Source organism: Ruminococcus gauvreauii, from assembly GCF_025151995.1.
GTDB lineage: Bacteria > Bacillota > Clostridia > Lachnospirales > Lachnospiraceae > Ruminococcus_G > Ruminococcus_G gauvreauii.
This window is the reverse complement of record NZ_CP102290.1, coordinates 2,667,143-2,686,534: the sequence shown is the minus strand read 5'-3', so window position 1 is coordinate 2,686,534 and position 19,392 is coordinate 2,667,143. Positions and strand designations below refer to the sequence as shown.

17 protein-coding genes are annotated in these 19,392 nt (G+C 46.7%); 3 read left to right on the top strand and 14 right to left on the bottom strand.

Annotated elements, in window-relative coordinates; all coding sequences use genetic code 11:
* The first annotated feature begins 84 nt into the window (after positions 1 to 84).
* Entirely contained in the window at positions 85 to 921 is an 837-nt protein-coding gene (locus NQ502_RS12925; protein ID WP_028529944.1) for a helix-turn-helix domain-containing protein, read from the top strand.
* A gap of 146 nt (positions 922 to 1,067) precedes the next feature.
* Here the strand turns inward: NQ502_RS12925 and NQ502_RS12920 are convergent, their stop codons facing one another.
* The 4 genes from NQ502_RS12920 to NQ502_RS12905 are packed head-to-tail and all read right to left on the bottom strand — an operon-like array spanning position 1,068 to position 5,911.
* On the bottom strand, positions 1,068 to 2,081 hold the full coding sequence (locus tag NQ502_RS12920) for a sugar ABC transporter substrate-binding protein (RefSeq protein WP_028529943.1): 1,014 nt from the start codon (positions 2,079 to 2,081) through the stop codon (positions 1,068 to 1,070).
* Positions 2,082 to 2,140: 59 nt separating this feature from the next.
* Positions 2,141 to 3,085, bottom strand: a complete 945-nt coding sequence (locus NQ502_RS12915) for an ABC transporter permease (protein ID WP_028529942.1) — start codon at positions 3,083 to 3,085, stop codon at positions 2,141 to 2,143.
* 2 nt (positions 3,086 to 3,087) lie between these two features.
* Complete coding sequence (locus NQ502_RS12910) at positions 3,088 to 4,617, bottom strand: sugar ABC transporter ATP-binding protein (protein ID WP_028529941.1); 1,530 nt, start codon at positions 4,615 to 4,617, stop codon at positions 3,088 to 3,090.
* A gap of 40 nt (positions 4,618 to 4,657) precedes the next feature.
* On the bottom strand, positions 4,658 to 5,911 hold the full coding sequence (locus tag NQ502_RS12905) for a uroporphyrinogen decarboxylase family protein (protein ID WP_028529940.1): 1,254 nt from the start codon (positions 5,909 to 5,911) through the stop codon (positions 4,658 to 4,660).
* A 244-nt stretch (positions 5,912 to 6,155) separates the two neighbouring features.
* Between NQ502_RS12905 and NQ502_RS12900 the strand changes: the two genes are divergently transcribed.
* The gene (locus NQ502_RS12900; protein WP_028529939.1) at positions 6,156 to 7,028 is read left to right on the top strand and encodes an AraC family transcriptional regulator; all 873 of its coding nucleotides are present in this window, start codon (positions 6,156 to 6,158) and stop codon (positions 7,026 to 7,028) included.
* A 72-nt stretch (positions 7,029 to 7,100) separates the two neighbouring features.
* On the opposite strand, the gene NQ502_RS12895 is transcribed toward NQ502_RS12900, so the two are convergent.
* Genes NQ502_RS12895 through NQ502_RS12870 form a run of 6 tightly spaced genes read right to left on the bottom strand, consistent with a single transcriptional unit; the run spans position 7,101 to position 13,463 of the window.
* Positions 7,101 to 8,144 (bottom strand): zinc-dependent alcohol dehydrogenase, encoded by a 1,044-nt coding sequence (locus NQ502_RS12895; protein WP_028529938.1) that lies wholly within the window; start codon positions 8,142 to 8,144, stop codon positions 7,101 to 7,103.
* A 26-nt stretch (positions 8,145 to 8,170) separates the two neighbouring features.
* Positions 8,171 to 9,295 carry a sugar ABC transporter substrate-binding protein gene (locus NQ502_RS12890; RefSeq protein ID WP_049898424.1) on the bottom strand — a complete coding sequence of 375 codons (1,125 nt, stop codon included), beginning with the start codon at positions 9,293 to 9,295 and terminating at the stop codon, positions 8,171 to 8,173.
* A 42-nt stretch (positions 9,296 to 9,337) separates the two neighbouring features.
* Complete coding sequence (locus tag NQ502_RS12885) at positions 9,338 to 10,330, bottom strand: ABC transporter permease (RefSeq protein ID WP_049898422.1); 993 nt, start codon at positions 10,328 to 10,330, stop codon at positions 9,338 to 9,340.
* The gene (locus tag NQ502_RS12880; RefSeq protein ID WP_083963486.1) at positions 10,330 to 11,841 is read right to left on the bottom strand and encodes a sugar ABC transporter ATP-binding protein; all 1,512 of its coding nucleotides are present in this window, start codon (positions 11,839 to 11,841) and stop codon (positions 10,330 to 10,332) included. The genes NQ502_RS12885 and NQ502_RS12880 overlap by 1 nt, the downstream gene beginning before the upstream one ends.
* Before the next feature lie 12 nt (positions 11,842 to 11,853).
* Entirely contained in the window at positions 11,854 to 12,669 is an 816-nt protein-coding gene (locus NQ502_RS12875) for a sugar phosphate isomerase/epimerase family protein (RefSeq protein WP_028529935.1), read from the bottom strand.
* Between the two features lie 17 nt (positions 12,670 to 12,686).
* Positions 12,687 to 13,463 (bottom strand): SDR family NAD(P)-dependent oxidoreductase, encoded by a 777-nt coding sequence (locus NQ502_RS12870; RefSeq protein WP_028529934.1) that lies wholly within the window; start codon positions 13,461 to 13,463, stop codon positions 12,687 to 12,689.
* 378 nt (positions 13,464 to 13,841) lie between these two features.
* On the opposite strand from NQ502_RS12870, the gene NQ502_RS12865 reads away from it, so the two are divergent.
* Positions 13,842 to 14,843, top strand: a complete 1,002-nt coding sequence (locus tag NQ502_RS12865; RefSeq protein WP_083963484.1) for a LacI family DNA-binding transcriptional regulator — start codon at positions 13,842 to 13,844, stop codon at positions 14,841 to 14,843.
* 93 nt (positions 14,844 to 14,936) lie between these two features.
* Here the strand turns inward: NQ502_RS12865 and NQ502_RS12860 are convergent, their stop codons facing one another.
* The 4 genes from NQ502_RS12860 to NQ502_RS12845 all read right to left on the bottom strand — a co-directional run bounded on the left by NQ502_RS12860 (position 14,937) and on the right by NQ502_RS12845 (position 19,383).
* Positions 14,937 to 16,442, bottom strand: a complete 1,506-nt coding sequence (locus NQ502_RS12860) for a C40 family peptidase (RefSeq protein WP_028529932.1) — start codon at positions 16,440 to 16,442, stop codon at positions 14,937 to 14,939.
* A gap of 225 nt (positions 16,443 to 16,667) precedes the next feature.
* Entirely contained in the window at positions 16,668 to 17,672 is a 1,005-nt protein-coding gene (locus NQ502_RS12855) for a sensor histidine kinase (protein WP_207637664.1), read from the bottom strand.
* A 23-nt stretch (positions 17,673 to 17,695) separates the two neighbouring features.
* Entirely contained in the window at positions 17,696 to 18,367 is a 672-nt protein-coding gene (locus NQ502_RS12850) for a response regulator transcription factor (RefSeq protein ID WP_028529931.1), read from the bottom strand.
* A gap of 113 nt (positions 18,368 to 18,480) precedes the next feature.
* Positions 18,481 to 19,383 (bottom strand): ATP-binding cassette domain-containing protein, encoded by a 903-nt coding sequence (locus tag NQ502_RS12845; protein WP_028529930.1) that lies wholly within the window; start codon positions 19,381 to 19,383, stop codon positions 18,481 to 18,483.
* Between the last annotated feature and the right edge of the window lie 9 nt (positions 19,384 to 19,392).

Here is a 19,392-nt window from a genome sequence, read left to right as displayed (position 1 = left end):
GTAGTTGAATTGTATGATTCATCTTATAATGGGAATATCGAATGATTTTTTACGCAACAATATTTTTATAAGGAGGCGGATCTCATGAAAAGCGTTGACCCCGGTGTTTTATCACAATCAACCTGTTTTTCCTTTACCCCATCGGCAATTGCTGAAAAATTATATTTTTATATCCCCTGGTGCGGTCATTATTTCTGCACCTCTAAGTACTTCATGAAACGGGATTACTATTTTGCTTTGCTCGCTGTCTACGTATGTCAGGGATGTCTTCACGTTCAGTATCGAAATCACACTTATAATGCTGTGAAAGGCGATGTTGTCCTCCTTGACTGCCGGGAACCTCATTATTATCACGCAGCAGATGGATTAGAATTTGTATATATGCACTTTGACGGCTCCAATTCTCATGAAATCTGCCAGCACCTGCTTCGAGTCAGAGGACCTCTTATCCGCAGTTCCAACAATATATTGATTTACAATCTTATTTACAATACTGTTAAATTTTATGAAAATGGTGAAATCGAGCATATGATCGACACATCCATGCGTGTTTACAAATTGATTCGATATCTGCACGAAAACGCAGCATACGAACCGCATAATGAGACGCCGGTCGAAAAGACGATTCATTATATTCGAGACCATATTGACAAAAAGATATCTTTGAGGAACTTAGCTGAAGTCGCTAATTTAAGTGAATATTACTTTACCAGATACTTTAAAGCGCAGACCGGCTATACGCCAATCGAATACGCCACGATGGCAAAGCTTGACCACGCGAAGGTTTTATTAATACGCACAGATATGACCATCCGTGAAATCGCAGCCAGCGTAGGCTACCACAACAGTAATGGCTTTACGAATCTTTTTAAAGATAAAATCGGTTGTTCTCCGCAGATGTTTCGGAAGTTAATGCGTTGATTCCCTTAATGTTTTCAAGAATCTCGAACTCTCCGGCATGTCACAAGCCAAAAATTCCCCCGCTTAAACACTCAATGCCGAACTGGCATGGTATACAAACGGGGGATTTGAGAGGTTGAGTCAAAAATCTAATTTCTTACATTGTATTATTTCATATTGTCTTTTGTGATCAGTTCTGCTTTCGTAACGGTGTGTGCCTCTAATGTTTTTCCATCCAGCACATCCAGGCATGCCTGGATCGCACCCTTTGCCTGCAGGTCCGGATACTGTGCTACGGAACCGACCAGTGTTCCGTTTCCGATTGCCTCCATGTCGTCATCAGATGCATCAAAGTCAAATACGGAGATTCCGGATTTTCCTGCCTGCTCGATCGCCTGAATCGCGCCCTGTCCCATCTCTGCGTTGACTGCCCAGATCACATTCACATCCGGGTTGGAAGTGAGGATATTCTGTACAACGTTGAACGCTTCATTGCGGTCACAGTTCGCCGTCTGTGATGCTACGATCTCGAACTTTCCGGATTCTTCAATCTTGTCTTTGAACCCTGCAAGTCTCTGGTCCAGTGCATCAACGCCTGCAACGCCTTCGAGTAATGCAACTTTTCCGCCGTCTATATTTTCAACCGCATAGCTGCCCGCCAGCGCTGCCGCTTCGTACTGGTCAATTCCCACGTAGGTTTCCACTTTTCCGCCGTCAGCCTCCAGTGCTTCCATATCAATGGTATCATTCACCAGAACGACCGGGATATTGGCTTCGTTTGCTTTCACGATAGACGGGTTCAGTGCCTTGGAATCTGCCGCAGACAAGATAATGGCGTTGTATCCGCTTGTGATCGCATTTTCTACGTACTGTATCTGAACTTCTACATCCGTCTCTTTTTCAGGTGCCTGGAAATCCACGACAACCCCGAGTTCCTCCGCAGCCTTGTCCGCTCCTTCTTTCATGTCAATCCAGAACTGATCGCTCATCGCCTTTACGATATAAGCAATCTTAACATCGCCGGAATCTTTAGAAGCATCCTCTGCATCTTCACCTGTATCTGCCGCTTCTTCAGTCTTTGCTGCTCCTTCAGTCTTTGCCTGATCACTCTGTCCCCCACATGCCGCGCATGACAATACCATTGCTGCCGCCATTAAGATTGAAACTACCTTTCTCTTCATCTTCCTTCTCCTTTTCGTGTTTAATATTTATATAACCTTTTCGTTATATCATTTTATAACTATTTCTTACGATTTTTATATGAGTCAAATAATACCGCCGCGATAATGATCGCGCCCAGGATGAGCTGCTGTAAGTACGAGGATACATTTAGTAGGTTCAGCCCGTTGCGAATCACACCGATAATCACTGCACCGAGCAGGGTTCCCCAAATACTCCCAAATCCGCCGGTCAGGCTGGCTCCTCCGATAACTGCGGAAGCAATCGCATCCATTTCATATCCTTCTCCCGCACTGGACTGTGCAGAATTCAGTTTTGATACCAGGATAATCGAAGCAAGTGCACACGTGATTCCACTTACTGTGTACGCAAGCATTTTATACTTTGTCACGTTGATACCGGAAAGCCTTGTCGCCTCCTCATTTCCGCCGATCGCATAGATGTAACGGCCAAATTTGCGGTATTTCATGATATAAAATACAACGGCGTAGAGGATCAGCATGAAAATAATCTGTACCGGAATCTTCGTTCCCGGGATCATACCGGAGCCGATCCAACGGAAGCCTGCACTGTATCCTGTGATTGTTTTTCCGTTTGCGATCGTCAGTGCTGCACCGCGGGCCATACTCATCATGCCGAGTGTGGCAATCATCGGCTGCAGTTTAAACCTGGCGATCATCAGACCGTTGAAGGTCCCGCATGCGGCACCTACAAGGATACCGACCGGCATTGCGATCAGCGGATGAACTCCCATGTCCACCATGAGTTTACCCATGATGATACCGACCAGAGCCAGGATGGAACCTACCGAAATGTCGATACCGCCGGTAAAGATAACGATGGAAATCCCGACTGCCAGGACTCCGTTGACGGTAACCTGCTGCAGAATGTTAATCAGGTTTCCGCCGGTCAGAAACACAGGAGACATGATCGCCAGCAGCACACACAACACAATCAGCACCAGCAGCGTCGTCATATTACTTAAATCAATCTTTTTCCCCTTCATATTCAAATCTCCTTTTGTTGTTTATTTGCACCGGTTGCATACTTGATCACCGTATCTTCTGTCAGCCCCTGCATATCCGATGGTTCCAGAACTCCTGTCATCTCACCTTCGTGCATGATATAGATCCTGTCGCTGATACCCATACACTCCGTCAATTCGGAAGATACTACGATTACCGCCTTCCCTGCCTGTTTCAATTCATTCATGATGCGGTAGATCTCTACCTTCGCCCCCACATCAATTCCCCTGGTAGGTTCATCGAAAATAATGATGTCAGAATTTGTATTCAGCCATTTACAGATAACGACTTTCTGCTGGTTACCCCCGCTCAGGTTTTTGGCTTTCTGTTTCAGGCTTGGTGTTTTAACCCGGATTGCATCCGTCAGCTTCTGGTTGTTGTCTGTCTCTTTTTTGGCATCGATCCCGAATCTGCTCATGGCAGTATTCAGGTTTGCGAGTGAGATATTTGTGTTAAGATCGAATTCCAGAATCAGTCCCTGATTCTTCCGATCTTCGGTTAGCAGCGCGATTCCGCATTTTTTTGCTTCCTCACAACTTTTTATCTTTTGTTTCTGGCCTTTTACCAGCACCTCACCGCTGTCATACGGGTCGGCGCCGAACACAGCGCGCATCAGTTCTGTCCGGCCGGCTCCCATCAGTCCGTAAAACCCCGTGATCTGACCGGCTCTGGCCTGGAAAGATACACCTTTTAATGTTCTGCCCTGTTTGATATTCTTTGCCTCCAGCATCACTTCACCAGGTGTTACATCTACCTTCGGATAGTAATCCGTCATCTCCCTGCCGACCATCTGTGTAACCATCTCATCGATCGTGATGTCTTTTACATTTAAAGTGCTGATATATTCACCGTCCCTGAAAATCGTTACGCGGTCTCCGATTTTCATGATCTCTTCCAGCCTGTGAGAAATGTAGACAATCGCCTTTTTCTGCTCTTTTAACGTGCTGATGATCTCGAACAGTGAGTCCACTTCTTTTTCCGTCAGTGCCGACGTCGGCTCATCCATGATGATAATGTCTGACTCGAAAGATAACGCCTTTGCGATCTCTACCAGCTGCATCTGTCCTACGCTTAGTTTCGACACCAGCGTTTTCTCCGATATGTCTGCGTTGATCGAATCCAGCAGGTCTCTGGCCGTCCGGTTCATCGTACGCCAGTCAACATTTCCCGCTTTTGTTCTCGGCTGTCTTCCCATGAAGATATTTTCCGCAACCGTCAGGTTCTTTAACAGGTTCATTTCCTGAAAAATGATGCTGACTCCGCGCGCACGCTGTTCATCGATGCTCGCACATACGATAGCTTCTCCTTTGAGCGTCACGGATCCGGTATACTTTGTATTAACTCCTGCCAAAACCTTCATGATGGTCGATTTTCCGGCTCCATTCTCGCCCAGAAGCACATGTACTTCACCTCGGCGGGCGTCGAACCTGGCTTTATTCAGCGCAAGTACTCCGGGGAATTCTACGGTTATATCCCGCATCTCAAGAATACATTCTCCTCTGCTATCTCCCATTCCAATCCTCCTTCTCTTACCTTATCTTTTAGCAATACCGTCAGTCACCGTTAAACTCCCTTACGGTATCCAGCATGGCCGCTATATTCTCCACCGGTGTTTTCGCCTGGATGATATGAATCGTATTAAAGATGTATCCCCCGTCCCTGGAAAAGATTTCGCAGCGCTGTTTCACCTGTTCTTTTACTTCTTCCGGCGTTCCAAACGGAAGGATCTGCTGTGTATCAACACCGCCGCCCCAGAAGAGGATATCTTTGCCGTAGGTGTCCTTCAAGGCCTGCGGATCCATCCCCGCTGCGGAGCACTGAACCGGATTGACTGCATCAAAGCCGCTTTCGATCAGCAGAGGGAGTATCGGGAAGATACCGCCGCAGCTGTGTTTCAAAGTCTTCCATTCCGTATGCTCGTGAATCCATCCGTTCATTTTTTTGTAATACGGAAGGTAAAACTCTTTGAATACATCCGGGTTTACAAACGGTCCTCTCTGTGTTCCAAAATCCGTCCCACATATGTACATCACGTCGATATCATTTCCAAATGCGTCATAACATTTTTCAAAGCTCTTGATGGAACGGGTTACCTGTTCTTCAAACACCGCGTGCACATAATCCGGGTATAACAGCGGCGCCATGTACCATTCCGATAGACTGCGGATACCCTTTGGATCTTTGATATTCGGGCCCGGAATATTGGCGGCATCGCCCAGAGCAAAATATGCCGGAGCAATGGTAACTGCCTTATTGCTGTCCTTATACTTTTCAATCACGCCTTTATAGTACGAGATAGTTTCATCCGATACCACCTGGCAGTCCTCGGCGTTGTCGAGAGGATCCGCATCCTCCTCGTCAAATTCTTCCGTTCTCATGATATTGTCAAAGTAAAAACCATTTTCCGGCATATGTCCGCTCGGTTTCACAGAAGTATCTCCGCACGGGTAAACGTAGTATCCGCCGTTTCCGTCATCAGACAGCTTACAGTCTCCGGGTATCAGTACGGTTTCTCCCTGATAAGACCACTCCTTCCAGTTATCGTTCGTATGGCCGAACGCATCATACCTTGGATCCAGCATCTGCACATCACTCATCATGATATCCGCAAGGTCCGGTTCAATAATACCGGTCATGGTAGCCATGTCCAGAATTTTTACGGGCTCTTCTTTCAGTCCGTAATACTTTCTCAGCTCCCCTACTACCTGTGCGTTAATCTGTGAGCAGCAGAATCCTCCGAAATCAACTGCCATTTTATCCGGCTGTTTATGTGTAAATGATGTTTTTACACGTTCTCTTGATGTCATACTTTTTCTCCTCTTTCTATTATCCTGCATCAACAGCACATCATATATGTGCTTATTTCAGAGCACAAAAATCCTTTGCCTTCTTTCATCATAAAATATAAAATTAATATGATTTTCCTGTATTTAAAGGCTTTCTTGCATCTCTCTTGAACATATTGTATAATACAAAAAACGCATAATCACTACTTGAACATGCTAATTGATATTAAATTTGTGCTGTGTGTTTTTCGTAAAAGGAGAAGATATGAATAAAAAACAAAGAGAAAAGGCCGCCTATTTTGACAGGGGCCTGGTGTCGAAAAAAGGAGTGTACTTTCACACCTCGTCAGACTTTGCGAAGGAACATCTTTTTTGCCTTGCGTGGGGCGGAGAGTTCCTGTGTGACTCCACTTATGAAATCAACAGGCGAACCAAAGAACAGTTTTTAGATTATTATCTTATTTTTCGAATATTGGAAGGAAGCCTGCAATTTGAATATGAGGATTCCAGGTTTACGGCTTATCCGGGGGATATCGTATATCTGGATTCCCATATACCGAACCATTACTGGAGTACCGGCAGCGTACGCTTTCAATATTTTCATTTCAACGGACCATTGGCAAAAGCTTTCTATGAACTGCTGCACGCGCAGCAGGGTGTCCGCTTTACCGGCAAATCAGAATCCGCGTTCTTATTTAACAGCATCTTAAAAGAAATGTCTCAGACAAATGCCAACGATCAGAAATTGTCGCTCATGATGTATAACCTGATCGCGGGTCTTGCCATCCCCGGCTCAGAAGATGCCGATGAAAATGTACTGCGTGCCCAGCAATTTATCGATGATAATTTCTATAAGCCAATTACCGTCGACGACATCGCCGACTACGCCGGCCTGAGCCGATACCATTTCTCACGCATATTCAAAAAGGAGACCGGCTACAGTCCCCATCAGTATCTGATCAATATCCGGCTTCGCCATGCAAGAGAACTTCTGAGTACGGATTCGGCATCCCTCGACACAATAGCCGCAACGTGCGGCTTTTCAAGCACCTCACACTTCATCTCAGTCTTCAAAAAAGAAGCCGGCGTTACGCCGGTCATGTTTAAGAAATACTTTGATATGAGTGGTTTTTCCTGAAACAGACACAAGTCCACTGTCAGTTCACACATAAAACTGACAGTGGACTTATATACCTCTCTCTGTTTGCTCCTATGCCGAAGGAATGTCCGCCTCATCAGGATATATGATGACCCGGCAGGCCTCCTTATTTCTCAAAAGTTCCAGCGCTGTTTTTATATCCTTCAATGCAAAGCGATGGCTTACGATTTTATCAATCCCAAGTCTTTCATCCTGCAACAGCGTAATGGAATCTGTAAATGCCTTGCCAAGTGCTCCGCAGACCTTCAGCTCTTTCCGCGTAAAAACAGCCGGCGGTACTTCTGCAGACTCATTAAAGTTTAATCCGAAGAGCAGCAGTCTTCCGTGGCTATTCAAAATGCGAATCGCCTCCTCCATGATCCTGCCGGTGCCCACTGCATCCACTACGACATCAGCGCCTCCTCCCCATTCCCGTTCCAGAACACAGGCAGGCGATTCTTTCTCAGAATTGATCACGATATCCACCCCGCACTCTTTAGCCTGAGAAATTCTTTTCTCCCCTTTTGCACAGACCGCCAGCCTTCGTATACCGTACATTTTCAGGACACGGATAAAAGTAAGTCCAATGGGGCCCGCGCCATACAGCAAAACCGAATCAACGGGTGTCGGCTTTACCATCAGTATCCCACTCAGAACACAGGCGAGCGGCTCTGTCTGAGGAGCAATATCCGGACTGATATCCGTCGGAAGTTTATAAAGCTGCCCTGCTTCTGCCACCACATACTCTGCAAATCCGCCGTCACCTGTCTGTCCATAATGATATGGATTCATGCACAGGTTTTTCATATCATGCCGGCACTCCCAGCATTCTCCGCAGGGCACACAGGGATTTACCACAACGCAGTCTCCGACCTTAAAGGAGCCAGCCTTTTCACCCACTGCCTCTATGTATCCGTAAAATTCATGTCCCATAACCACTCCGGGTTTGATATACTGCCCAGGCGGTACATGGAGTCCATGGATATCACTTCCGCAGATACTTGCCGATTTTACCTTCACCAATACTTCCGTCGGCTCTTTAACATCAGGAATATCCACTGTTTCGATTTCCAGTATTCCATTTCCCTTAAACACTGCAGCCGTCATTTTTTTCATGCTTTCACCCTTACCTATTCACTGTATCATTCCAGTGTATTTGCCCACAGTTCATCACTGTCAATGTTATCTTTGGTTCCAATCACCGGTGATAACGCATCGTTGATTTTCCCATTGAGTTCAACCTCACCGTCCAAAGCCTTTACCAGATAGTCAATTGCATCATTCGCCATCGTGATCGCCGGCTGAGCACAGACTGCATCGATATATCCCTCTTTGATATAGTCAATAACGCCCGGTGTTCCGTCTACCGTGGTGATAATAATATGCCCGTCTTCACCGACAGGTTTTAATTTCCCTACCTGTTCCAGCGCGCTTACCACAGCATCTGCCATTACTCCGTCCGATGCCAGGTATATCGCATTGATATCGCTGTTTGCCTGCAGCGCATCGAGCGCCGCATTATATGCCGTATCAGATTCCCAGTATGTCGGCAGTGATGAGACAATCTCAAATCCCAGTTCTTCCGCTGCTTTCTGGAATCCCTGTGAACGCTCCAGTCCGGATGTAGACGCCAGATCTCCCTGAAGCTCTACTACCTTCAGGTCCTTCACATCAATGCCCTGAGCCTTAGCAGCCTCCGCCAGTTCAACACCGCCGTCGTATCCGCAGGACACATTGTCAGACGCACACACGGCAACGTAATCTCCCTCTTCGACTGTCCTGTCTGCCAGTGTCACAGGAATACCCGCTTCATTGATCATGCCCACAGAATCTGACAGCGCCTGCGCGTCTACAGGACACAACATGATCGCATCAACGCCTTTTGATATAGCGTCTTCGATTGCCGCCGTCTGTGTTGCAGCATCATTTTTCGCATCCACATAATAAATGTCAAAACCATAGGATTCTGCCCGTGCGGCAGCCGCCTGATATACCGCATAGATGAATTCGTCCGCTACACTGTGCATGAGGATTGCAACTGTCTTGCCCTCACCCGGAAGCGCGTCACCGGAATTCTCCGGCTTCTCTTTATCATTCTCCGAAGATGCCTCTTGGGAATCGGTATCCTGTGAAGCTGCTTCCTCCGTTCCCGCCCCTTCCTTCTTCTTTGCTGTTTCCTCCGCATTCCCTCCGCACGCTGCCAGGGACGAGACGATAAGAATGATTGTCACCAACAAACTGATCCACTGTAAACTTCTTTTTTTCATAGCCGATACCTCTCCTTTTCATTTGTATTGTTTTGTTTCATGTTACTCTGCCGAGCGCATCCTGTTTTTAACGGCATCAAAGAGGACCGCCAGGAATATGACCACTCCCTTTGCAACATCCTGCCACTCGGCACTGACACCAAAAAGATTCAGGGCATTATTGATAACGCCGATCAGCAGTGTTCCTACCAGTGTTCCCATAATACTGCCGGTTCCTCCGGCGAGGCTCGTCCCTCCGATGACAGCCGCAGCTATCACCATAAACTCCATGCCGTCTCCCATGGCAGCATAGTAACTGCCGATTCTGGCCATCGTCATAAATCCGGCAAGACCGCTTATGATTCCCAGAAATACATAAGTGCTCAATATAATTCTTCTGTTATTGATACCGGATACCTTTGCAGCGTTTGCGTTGCCTCCTACCGCCATGACTTTTCTTCCATATACAGTGCAGTGGAGAAGTATATACCCCAGCACGTATATGAAAACCACAATCCAGATCTGTACAGGTATATTCAGAATGCTTCTTTTCCCTACAAATGTAAAACTGCTTCCCAGATTCCGGTATGAGACACCTCCTGTCAGAACCAGCGAGACTCCGCGGCCGATACACTGTGTTGCGAGTGTGACCAGAAATGCAGGCATATTCAGGTAAGCCACTCCGATACCATTGATCAGTCCCATAGCCAGAGCCACCGCCAGAATCATAAGCAGCCCTGCCGGTTCCGACCACCCATGATTCTGCGTCAGCACAGCATAGACACTGGCGCTCACAACCATCGTGGCACCCACCGATACGTCAATTCCACCCGTCATGATCACCAGAGTCATTCCCACGCCAAGCACCGCATAGGACGATACCTGAAGCATGACATTCGTTGCATTATTCAGTGACCTGAAACTTGCGTTTGTAATGAGCAGCAGTATCACGATCAGCAGAAACATCAGATATACACCGTATTTCAACAGTATCTGCATTACTCTGTTAGTATCAACGCCATTCTTTGATTTTTCGGTTGCACCTGACTTTCCCATTACGTCGCACCTCCCATTGCTGCTTCCAGCAGTTTGTTTCCGTTCAAACCATCTTCCTGTCCCAGCTCCATGACCTGCCGCCCCTCCTTCAGCACGATAACCCGGTCGCACAGACCCAGAATTTCCGGCAGCTCAGACGAGACCATGATTACGGCAACGCCCCGGGCCAAAAGCTGATCGACGATCATATAAATTTCCCGCTTCGCCCCTATATCAATCCCTCTGGTAGGCTCATCAAGCAGCAGCAGATCCGGCTTGGTATGCAGCCATTTGGATATGACAACCTTCTGCTGATTCCCCCCGGAGAGGAATTTGACTGCACGATTGACCGTAGGCGTTTTTATATTCAGTTCTTCCACACCCTGTTTGGCCATATCTGTCTCTTTTTTTCCATCAGTCAATCCTTTTCTTCTGATTCTTTTCAAATTTGCAAGAGATATGTTGAACTTCACAGAGCGGTCCAGTACCAGACCTTCCAGATGTCTGTCCTCCGTCACCATAGCCATGTTTTGCGCGATAGCATCACGCGGACTTTTGATATGGAGTCTTTTTCCTTTATAGATAACCTCCCCCGCGTCATAAGGATCCAGTCCAAATATACTTCGCAGAACTTCTGTTCTTCCCGAACCCAGCAGTCCATAAAGACCGAGCATCTCTCCTTTCCTCACGCTGAATGTAATCTGATTCAGTTTATTTTTTCTCGTCAGGCCTTTTACCTCGAGAATCTCTTCACCGGGGCTTCTCTGCTGATGGCTGTACTGCTCCTCCATCGCCTGGCCCAGCATACTGTTTACAACTTCCGGCCTTGAAATATCATGGACGCCGCACTTCATAATCCTGCTTCCATCGCGCATAATCATCATGGTATCGCAGATCTCATAGATCTCATCCATACGGTGCGTGATAAATACAATGGCCGTTCCTTTTTCTTTTAATCTCCGGACGATCTCAAATAATACCTCAATTTCCGAAGCAGTCAGTGAAGACGTGGGTTCATCCAAAATCAAAACCTTTATATCCTGCGCAAGACATCTACCGATCTCCACCAGCTGCTGTTCGCCAATTTTGAGTTCTCCCACCTTCTGTTCCGGTTTGCAGTGCTCTAGTTTTACTATTTTTAAAATCTCGGCTGTCTTTTTATACAGTTGTCTTTTCGCTAAAAATCCTTTTGTATTTGGAAGCTTCTGTATGCAGATATTAGTGGCAACATCCATATTCCGAAACAATGACAGTTCCTGATGTATGAAGGCAATGCCAAGTTCTTTTGCCTCCTTCGTATTTTTTATGTTCATCTTCCGGCCAGCGAGATAAATGCTGCCCTCCTCGTTCTGAACGACTCCTCCAAGAACATTCATCAGTGTAGATTTGCCTGCGCCATTCTCACCCAGTATCGCACATACTTCACCTTTCTTCAGGTCAAAGTCAACTCCTTTCAGAGCATGGACACCGGGATAGTATTTGTGAATGCCCTCCATTTTTAGGATTTCTTCATTATTCCCTTTAATAATCACGCTCCCCCCTCCTTATGCAAAAGCCCGCCGCACGGTCCTGATATCTTCTTCCAGCAGCGAAAAAGCATCGGCATTCAACAGACTAAGCGGTTTTTGATTGTAATAATTTTCCAGCAGCAGCCATGTTGCGCAATGACTCGCTTTGATAAGCTGTACGGTTTTATAGAATCCCGTATCTCCTTTTCCAAGAAGCGCTGAACTGATCGTCTGATTAAAACCATCTTTTATATGTATCTGGCATATATGATCTTTCAACTCACTGAGAATTTCCTGCTGTGAATATCCTTTTTCCAGATGATAATTCTGGCTGTCATAAAATATCTTCAGGTTATCACAGCCCACCTCCCGGATCATTCGCAGGGATTCTTTCGCAGATAAAACATTCTCAAAGGCAATGACAATGCCATGTCTCTTTGCCAGATCACAAGCCAGCCTTACCTTTTCACACGTATTCCAGAAATCCTCCTCGCTTTTGATGGCACCGTCATCGAAGCTTGGCACCTGAACGATGGGAATTCCCATATCCGCTGCCGCCTGCACCCCTCTGTATATCGTTTCAACAGCGATCATTCCGTCGTATGTATCCCTTTCATTTCTCATGCCATGTGCATTTAACGCGTTCAAAGCAATGGAAGGAAATTCAACGCCGTACTCCCTGCCGCATTCGAGATACGCTTTCTGAATAACAGGGTTTGACAGTTTGAATCCTGTTTCGTAATCTCCAAAATCAAGCTCCATTCCCTCGATTCCCATATCTGCCGCTATTTTCAGGCCATACGGTCCCGGAAAGGGAAATGCCCATTCCACGATTCCTATTTTAAAATCCATAGTTGCCTCCCGTCTGGTCAATGATTTTCCCGTCCGCCTGAAATATTAAACGATGACCCGGTAATAAATGCCGCGTCATCAGACGCCAGGAATACACACAATTTGCCGATCTCCTCCGGCTCTCCCATTCTCTTCAGCGGAGTCGCCTCGTTAAACTCTTTTAAGTATTCCTCATAGCTGAGTCCGTACAAAGGCGCCCGGTCATGCAGGCATCTGCTGATCATCTCCGTATTGATCGTCCCGGGAGCTATACTGTTTACATTAATCCCGTATTCTGCAAGTTCCAGTGCCAAAGACTGTGACAAAAGCCTGACCCCCGCTTTTGAAGCACAATACACTGCATTAAATGCCTCTCCTGTTTTTGAAGCGCAGGAGTCAATCAATACCATTTTTCCGGAACCCTGTCTTTTCATTTCCCTGCCGACGTACTTACAGTATAGAAATGTACTCCTGAGGTTGACGTTGATCACAGCATCCCAGTCCTCTTCCTCCTGTTCGATGACCGGACAGGAACGTAAAATCCCGGCAGCATGAGTCAGTATATCGATTCGCCCATAGGCTTTTCGTGTACTGTTTACTACATTTCTGACGTCTTCGCTCCTAGCGACATCCCCTGTCAGAAATATGCATTTTCTTCCCAATAACCTTATCTCCTCACAGACGTTCACCAATTTCTCGTGATTGATATCCGTTATCATCAGATCTGCACCGTTTTTAGCGTATTCCAGTGCAATGCCGCGGCCGATTCCCTGTGCAGCACCGGTAACGATCGCAATTTTACCATCAAGCTTCATACTTTTGCCTCCCCACCTTGCTAACATTTTGTTTTTGTTCGCATTTTGTTTTCAATTTGATTGCTCATTGTTTTGCTTTATGTTTTCATTATAGTTCGCCTTTTGTTTTTTGTCAATCCTTTGTGTAATGGGATATTTTATAAAATATTAGACAGGTTTTTGTCAAAAACGCTCAAAATCGCACTTATTTTCCATATATTTACAAAACTACGCCTGCACAAAATCAATACATACTTGTCTTTTATATTATTCATTTGTTTCTTTATTTGTTTTAATGTCTGTCACTCACTTGACTTTTAAGCGTTTTTGCAATAGACTATAAACAAACCCAAAACATTCGATTTATGTTTTCATTTTACAGTGGAAAGGAAATAAGATATGACCATCCGACAAATAGCCGAAATGTTAAACGTTTCACCCTCAACGGTCTCTGTCGTCCTTAATAACAGACCAGGTGTACGCAGTGAATTGAGAGAACGGATCAAAAACGCATTGATTGAGAATGGCTATGCAATCAAAGAACCGAAAACCACCGCCGGAACGATTCTTTTTGTCTATTATAAAAGTACAAATTATTTGGCTGCACGCAAGGATGACACGTTAACCGTTACCCTGAACGCCATCGAACAGGTATGCCGTGAAGAGCGATACTCTTTCTCCCTGGCAAATGCAACCTATCATAACATTGACGAATTGTTCAGTAAAAATAATCTTTCCGACATCGACGGCATTATACTGCTGGGAACGGAATACTACCACGAACCCAGGGAATCCTTTTACAAACTCCCGGTTCCTCTCGTTGTCCTTGATGGTTTTTTCCCCGAATATCCCATCAATACCGTGAATATCGATAACAGCTACGGTGTTCATCAGGTTATTACCTGTCTGCTCGAAAACGGCCACAGAGATATCGGTTACTTAAAAAGCGCCGTGGAATTCGGATGTCTGCGAGACAGGAAGGACTGCATCCGTTCCTCCATGGAACGACTCGGACTTCGGCTGAATCCGGACTACCTCATCGAAGTCAGTCAGGAATCCGAGAAAATACAGGCCGAAATGACACACTTTCTGGAGCACTCCGATACACTCCCTACTGCATTTATCGCAGATAACGATATCATCGGTGTTTCAGCTATTCAGGCACTGCAGCGGAAAGGGCTTCGCATACCCGAGGATATCTCAATCGTCGGTTTCGATGATTCCAATATCTGTACTATATTTTCCCCTCACCTCACCACCGTGAAATCAGACTTTAAGCGGATGGCTGAACTCGCCACCCGGCGTCTGATCCAGATGATAAGACTTGATGACCCCGGCGTCATCAAATCAACCGTAGGAACCACGTTTATTCCCCGCCAAACGGTTTCCAAAAGACTATAAAACAAAAGAACAGCAAAAAACAGATGGCAGTGAAGCCTTTTTAGACTTCACTGCCATCTGCAGTCTAACCGCACAGCACAACCTGCGGGTTAATTATGTAAATCTTCTGATCGCAAGGATTGTCTTGCAGTCAGCGCTTCTGTCATGTGTGATTCCCCACTGGCTTCCTTTCGCCTCTACGATTCCGCCGTATCCGTCGTAGATCGCCACGTGGCCGGAATAGCAGATGACGTCACCGGCTCTCGCTTCGGACAGGCTCGCCACCGGCTGTCCAAGGCTTCTCCATCCCCCTGACGTAGTATAGCCGCCGCTGTACACGCCGCAGTTCTTCAGAACCTGCCATACGAAATGGGAACAGTCGATACCATTCGTCAGTGAGTTGCCGCCCCATACATATGGATTACCCACAAACTGATCTGCATAGGCTACAATTGCGCTTCCCGAGGATCCCCCCTGGGAATAACTCGGCTCTTCTTCATAGGAACCGCCGGAAGTACCGGAATCGTCGGATGAGGAGGAGCTGCCGGAATCAGAGCTGCTGCCGCCCGAAGACTCGTCGTTATCCGAAGAACTGCTGTCGGTATCCGAATCGCTGCCGGTATCATCATTATCATCCGTGCCGCTGTCAGATGTGTTCTCCAAGACATTTCCGCTGTCGGAATCCGACTCAGAATCCGTGGAGGATTCATCATTGGAAGACTGCTGCTGTCTCTGAGCTTCTTCCGCCGCTGCCTGACGCCTGGCCTCTTCCGCTGCCGCCTGTCTGGCCGCTTCTTCTTCAGCACGTCTTCTCTCTTCAGCAAGACGGTTCAGCTCTGCTTCCTGCTGTGCGATCAGATTGCTGATTTCAGCTGCCTGCTGACGAGCCGTTGCAATCTGACTCGCATAATCACTGCTGGCCGCCTGCTTCTCATCGATACGCGCCTGCAGATCTGCCTGCTGGCCTTCCAGGTCGGCTTTCTGGCTTTCCAGAGATGCCTTCTGTGTTTCCAGTTCCGCTTTCTGGGCTTCCAGTTCTGCCTTCTGCGCTTCCAGGTTTTTCTTTAACTCAGTAACCTGATTTACAACCGCCACATACTGCTCCAGCTGATCACGGTCGTAATCATGCAGGCTCTGAGCATAGTCTGCACGGTTCAGTACCTTTGAAAAATCTTCCGCCTCAAAGATCATCTTGATCCATGCGGCGTCACCGCCGTTTTCATATATGTACTGGATACGTTTTTTCATATCCTCATACTGTCTGTCACGATCATCTTCTGCATCCTGTAAATCTTTTTTGGTCTGCTCGATCTCTGCCTTTTTATTTGTGATATCATTTTCGGTATTCGCAATTTCTGTTTCTGTATTCGCAATGTCGGTTTTTGCCGCATCGATCTGTATCATCAGATCGACCATATCTGCATCCATCGCATTGATTTCCGACTGGATCTGCGTCTGTCTCTCAGACAGGCTGTTAATGACTGAATTCGTTTCGCTCAACTGGCTTTCCGCCTGGTTCTTTTCCTGTCTTAGCTGGTCTTCCGTTGTAGCCAGAACCGTCATAGTCTGAGACAACATCATAACAAGACCTAGGAATAAACAAACTATTTTTTTTCTCATTTTACAATTTTCTCCCTGCATCCATCATGATTTTTGTCATGTTGTGCCGTAAATGTTTCGTAATATTTTCAAGACTTCCTCCATATACTATCATGTTCCTAAAAGAATTTCAACCTTTTTGATTGTTTTCCTTAAATCTTTTTAATATTTTCGTAATATTTAACTCCTGTTTTTGTAACATCACAAGGGTCAGAAAAAGCCGGATGCCCTGTTTCCATGACATTCTCAGCCTTTGTCCGCATCTCGTCCGCTCACGCGGGTCATACTCTCAAAACCGATAAGCACTCTCGTGCCCTCACCGATTTCCGACGCGATCGTCATCACATGGGACAGACGCGTCAGTATCTTCTTGCACAGATAGAGCCCGATTCCCGTTGACTTCTGATGGCTGCGCCCATTATAGCCCGTATATCCGCGCTCACACACACGCGGCAGGTCCTCCGGCGCGATCCCGATGCCGGTGTCCTCAATTACCAGCGTATCAGGCTGCTCCCGGGACCGATAGATCGATATCTTCCCCTGAGGCGTGTATTTCAGGGCATTTGACAACAGTTGTTCAATGACGAATACCAGCCACTTCTCATCCGTGATCACAACACATCCGATCGCATCATATTCCAGTGTGATTTTCTTTTGAATAAATGTTCTTGCGTATTTTTTCACTGCCTGGCGGATGATATCATCGACAGAGTAGGCCTTCAATGTGAGATCCCCCGATATATTTTCCGCGCGCAGATACTGCAGTACCATATCCACATACTGTTCAACCTTAAAAAGCTGCGCCGCCAGTTCTTTCTTATCAACGGTGCCCTCTTCCTGCAGCAGGAGGTTCATGGCGGATATCGGAGTCTTAATCTGATGCGCCCACAGTGTATAGTAATCATTCAGTTCAGCCATAGAACGGTCTTTCTCAAGAATAGCCGCCGCTCTGCCGTGTGCAGCCGTCAAAAGCAGTTCCTGATAGTCCGCCTCCAGGATGTCCCCCGGTTCAGGCAGCGTAATCATCTCGTTCTCAATCACAGACTTCTGGCTGTGCAGCTGCAGATGTTTCCGATAGTATCCGTAGAAGCGTACAGCCTCCGTCACCCCCAGCACGAAGGCTTCCATGATGATCAGATAAACGCCCATCTCCAGCGGCAGCCTGTACAGCCAGAACAATATCACAATGATGACCGATATCAGCACAGCTGCTGCTATAACCGGCACCTGTCTCCTTATATAAGATTTCATTCCAAGCAATATATCCTTTATTCTCACTTCACCAGATACCCAATCCCTTTTTTGGTAACAATAAACTCCGTTATTCCTGCCTCATCCAGTTTTTTGCGCAGCCTCGTCACGTTTACAGTCAGTGTGTTATCATCGATAAAGCTGTCGCTCTCCCAGAGACACTCCATGATCGTATCCCGTTCCACAACATGTCCCGTCCGTTCCATCAAAAGCTGCAGGATACGAAATTCATTCTTTGTCAGGTCGATCTTTCTCCCCTCATAAGTCAGCGTCGCATCTGCAAGATTCAGCAGCACTCCGCGGTGCTCCAGCGCCTTCGTATTCTCGGCAAAGGAATACGCCCTGCGCAAAAGAGCCTGTACCTTCGCCGTCAGTACCTGCAGGTCGAAGGGCTTCGCGATAAAATCATCAGCCCCCATATTCATCGCCATCACCATATTCATATTATCGGACGCAGAAGACAGGAATACGATCGGAACGCTCGACTGGCGCCTGATCTCGGCACACCAGTAGAAACCGTTAAAAAAGGGCAGCATGATATCGAGCAGAATCAGATGCGGTTCAAATGCAAAGACCTCCTCCGTCACCTTCTCAAAGTTCTTGATACTCGCCGTCTCATATCCCCATTTCTTCAGATGCTCACCGATTACCTTCGCAATCGTCACATCGTCTTCTATGATCATGATTTTATACATCGGACGCCTCCTGTGATTTATATTATTTTTTTATCATATCATATTTATCCAAAAAGTATAATACCCCCGAAAAAGGCTTACAGGCCTCCCCGGGGGTATGGTTACAAAAATCATTACTCTTCAGAATTTTCCGTCAGCACAAAATGTCCGCGTTCCACCTCCTGCATTCTGCCTTTTCCGGTAAAGTCCCCACTGTCAAACTTCTCCAGTGTTTTATCCTTCTCCGCCGCAGGATCCGGCACCGGAACAGCGGACAGCAGCGCTCTCGTATAGGGATGTACCGGATTGCCGAACAGTATCTCTGTCGGCGCAGTTTCTACTAACTTCCCCCGGTAGAGGACTCCCACACGGTCACTGATAAACTTCACGATCGAAAGGTCATGTGCAATAAATAAAAATGCAAATCCAAACTCTTTTTGAAGCCGCTTAAACAAGCTGACGATCTGAGCCTGAATCGACACATCCAGGGAAGCGAGAGGCTCATCAGCAATCAGAAGTTTAGGATTCAGAGCTATACTTCTGGCAATCGCGACCCGCTGTCTCTGCCCGCCCGAAATCTCAGAGGGATATTTTTTCCGGAATGTTCCATTTAAGCCTACCTGCTCCAGCAGCTCCTCCACCCGGGTATCCAGTTCCTGCCTGCTTTTATACACATGGTTTACCCGGATGGGTTCTTCTATGATTTCTTCCACTGTCATCCTCGGATTTAATGCCGCCGCACAATCCTGGAAGATGATCTGCAGATCCCTGTGCAGACTTTCCTGCTTATGGCGCATTTTCCTTTTATCCGAAATCAATTGTCCCTCAAAATATACCTCTCCGTCTGTCGGAGTATAGTACCCCATAACAGAGCGGGCTACCGTAGATTTTCCAGAACCGCTTTCGCCTACCAGCGCAAATATCTCTCCTTCATACACTTCAAAAGAGATATCATCTACCGCCTCTACAGAATAATGAGAATTAATTTTAAAATACTGTTTTAAACCTTTTACCTCTAACAGCGGCTGTTCTCCCATTTGCCTTAT

Excerpts from the sequence above, each read along its gene's own strand:
- NQ502_RS12890 (WP_049898424.1), bottom strand. The coding sequence starts at position 9,295 with ATGAAAAAAAGAAGTTTACAGTGGATCAGTTTGTTGGTGACAATCATT.
- NQ502_RS12845 (WP_028529930.1), bottom strand. The coding sequence starts at position 19,383 with ATGGGAGAACAGCCGCTGTTAGAGGTAAAAGGTTTAAAACAGTATTTT.
- NQ502_RS12900 (WP_028529939.1), top strand. The coding sequence starts at position 6,156 with ATGAATAAAAAACAAAGAGAAAAGGCCGCCTATTTTGACAGGGGCCTG.
- NQ502_RS12860 (WP_028529932.1), bottom strand. The coding sequence starts at position 16,442 with ATGAGAAAAAAAATAGTTTGTTTATTCCTAGGTCTTGTTATGATGTTG.
- NQ502_RS12870 (WP_028529934.1), bottom strand. The coding sequence starts at position 13,463 with ATGAAGCTTGATGGTAAAATTGCGATCGTTACCGGTGCTGCACAGGGA.
- NQ502_RS12915 (WP_028529942.1), bottom strand. The coding sequence starts at position 3,085 with ATGAAGGGGAAAAAGATTGATTTAAGTAATATGACGACGCTGCTGGTG.
- NQ502_RS12895 (WP_028529938.1), bottom strand. The coding sequence starts at position 8,144 with ATGAAAAAAATGACGGCTGCAGTGTTTAAGGGAAATGGAATACTGGAA.
- NQ502_RS12925 (WP_028529944.1), top strand. The coding sequence starts at position 85 with ATGAAAAGCGTTGACCCCGGTGTTTTATCACAATCAACCTGTTTTTCC.
- NQ502_RS12910 (WP_028529941.1), bottom strand. The coding sequence starts at position 4,617 with ATGGGAGATAGCAGAGGAGAATGTATTCTTGAGATGCGGGATATAACC.
- NQ502_RS12905 (WP_028529940.1), bottom strand. The coding sequence starts at position 5,911 with ATGACATCAAGAGAACGTGTAAAAACATCATTTACACATAAACAGCCG.
- NQ502_RS12850 (WP_028529931.1), bottom strand. The coding sequence starts at position 18,367 with ATGTATAAAATCATGATCATAGAAGACGATGTGACGATTGCGAAGGTA.
- NQ502_RS12920 (WP_028529943.1), bottom strand. The coding sequence starts at position 2,081 with ATGAAGAGAAAGGTAGTTTCAATCTTAATGGCGGCAGCAATGGTATTG.
- NQ502_RS12875 (WP_028529935.1), bottom strand. The coding sequence starts at position 12,669 with ATGGATTTTAAAATAGGAATCGTGGAATGGGCATTTCCCTTTCCGGGA.
- NQ502_RS12865 (WP_083963484.1), top strand. The coding sequence starts at position 13,842 with ATGACCATCCGACAAATAGCCGAAATGTTAAACGTTTCACCCTCAACG.
- NQ502_RS12855 (WP_207637664.1), bottom strand. The coding sequence starts at position 17,672 with ATGAAATCTTATATAAGGAGACAGGTGCCGGTTATAGCAGCAGCTGTG.
- NQ502_RS12885 (WP_049898422.1), bottom strand. The coding sequence starts at position 10,330 with ATGGGAAAGTCAGGTGCAACCGAAAAATCAAAGAATGGCGTTGATACT.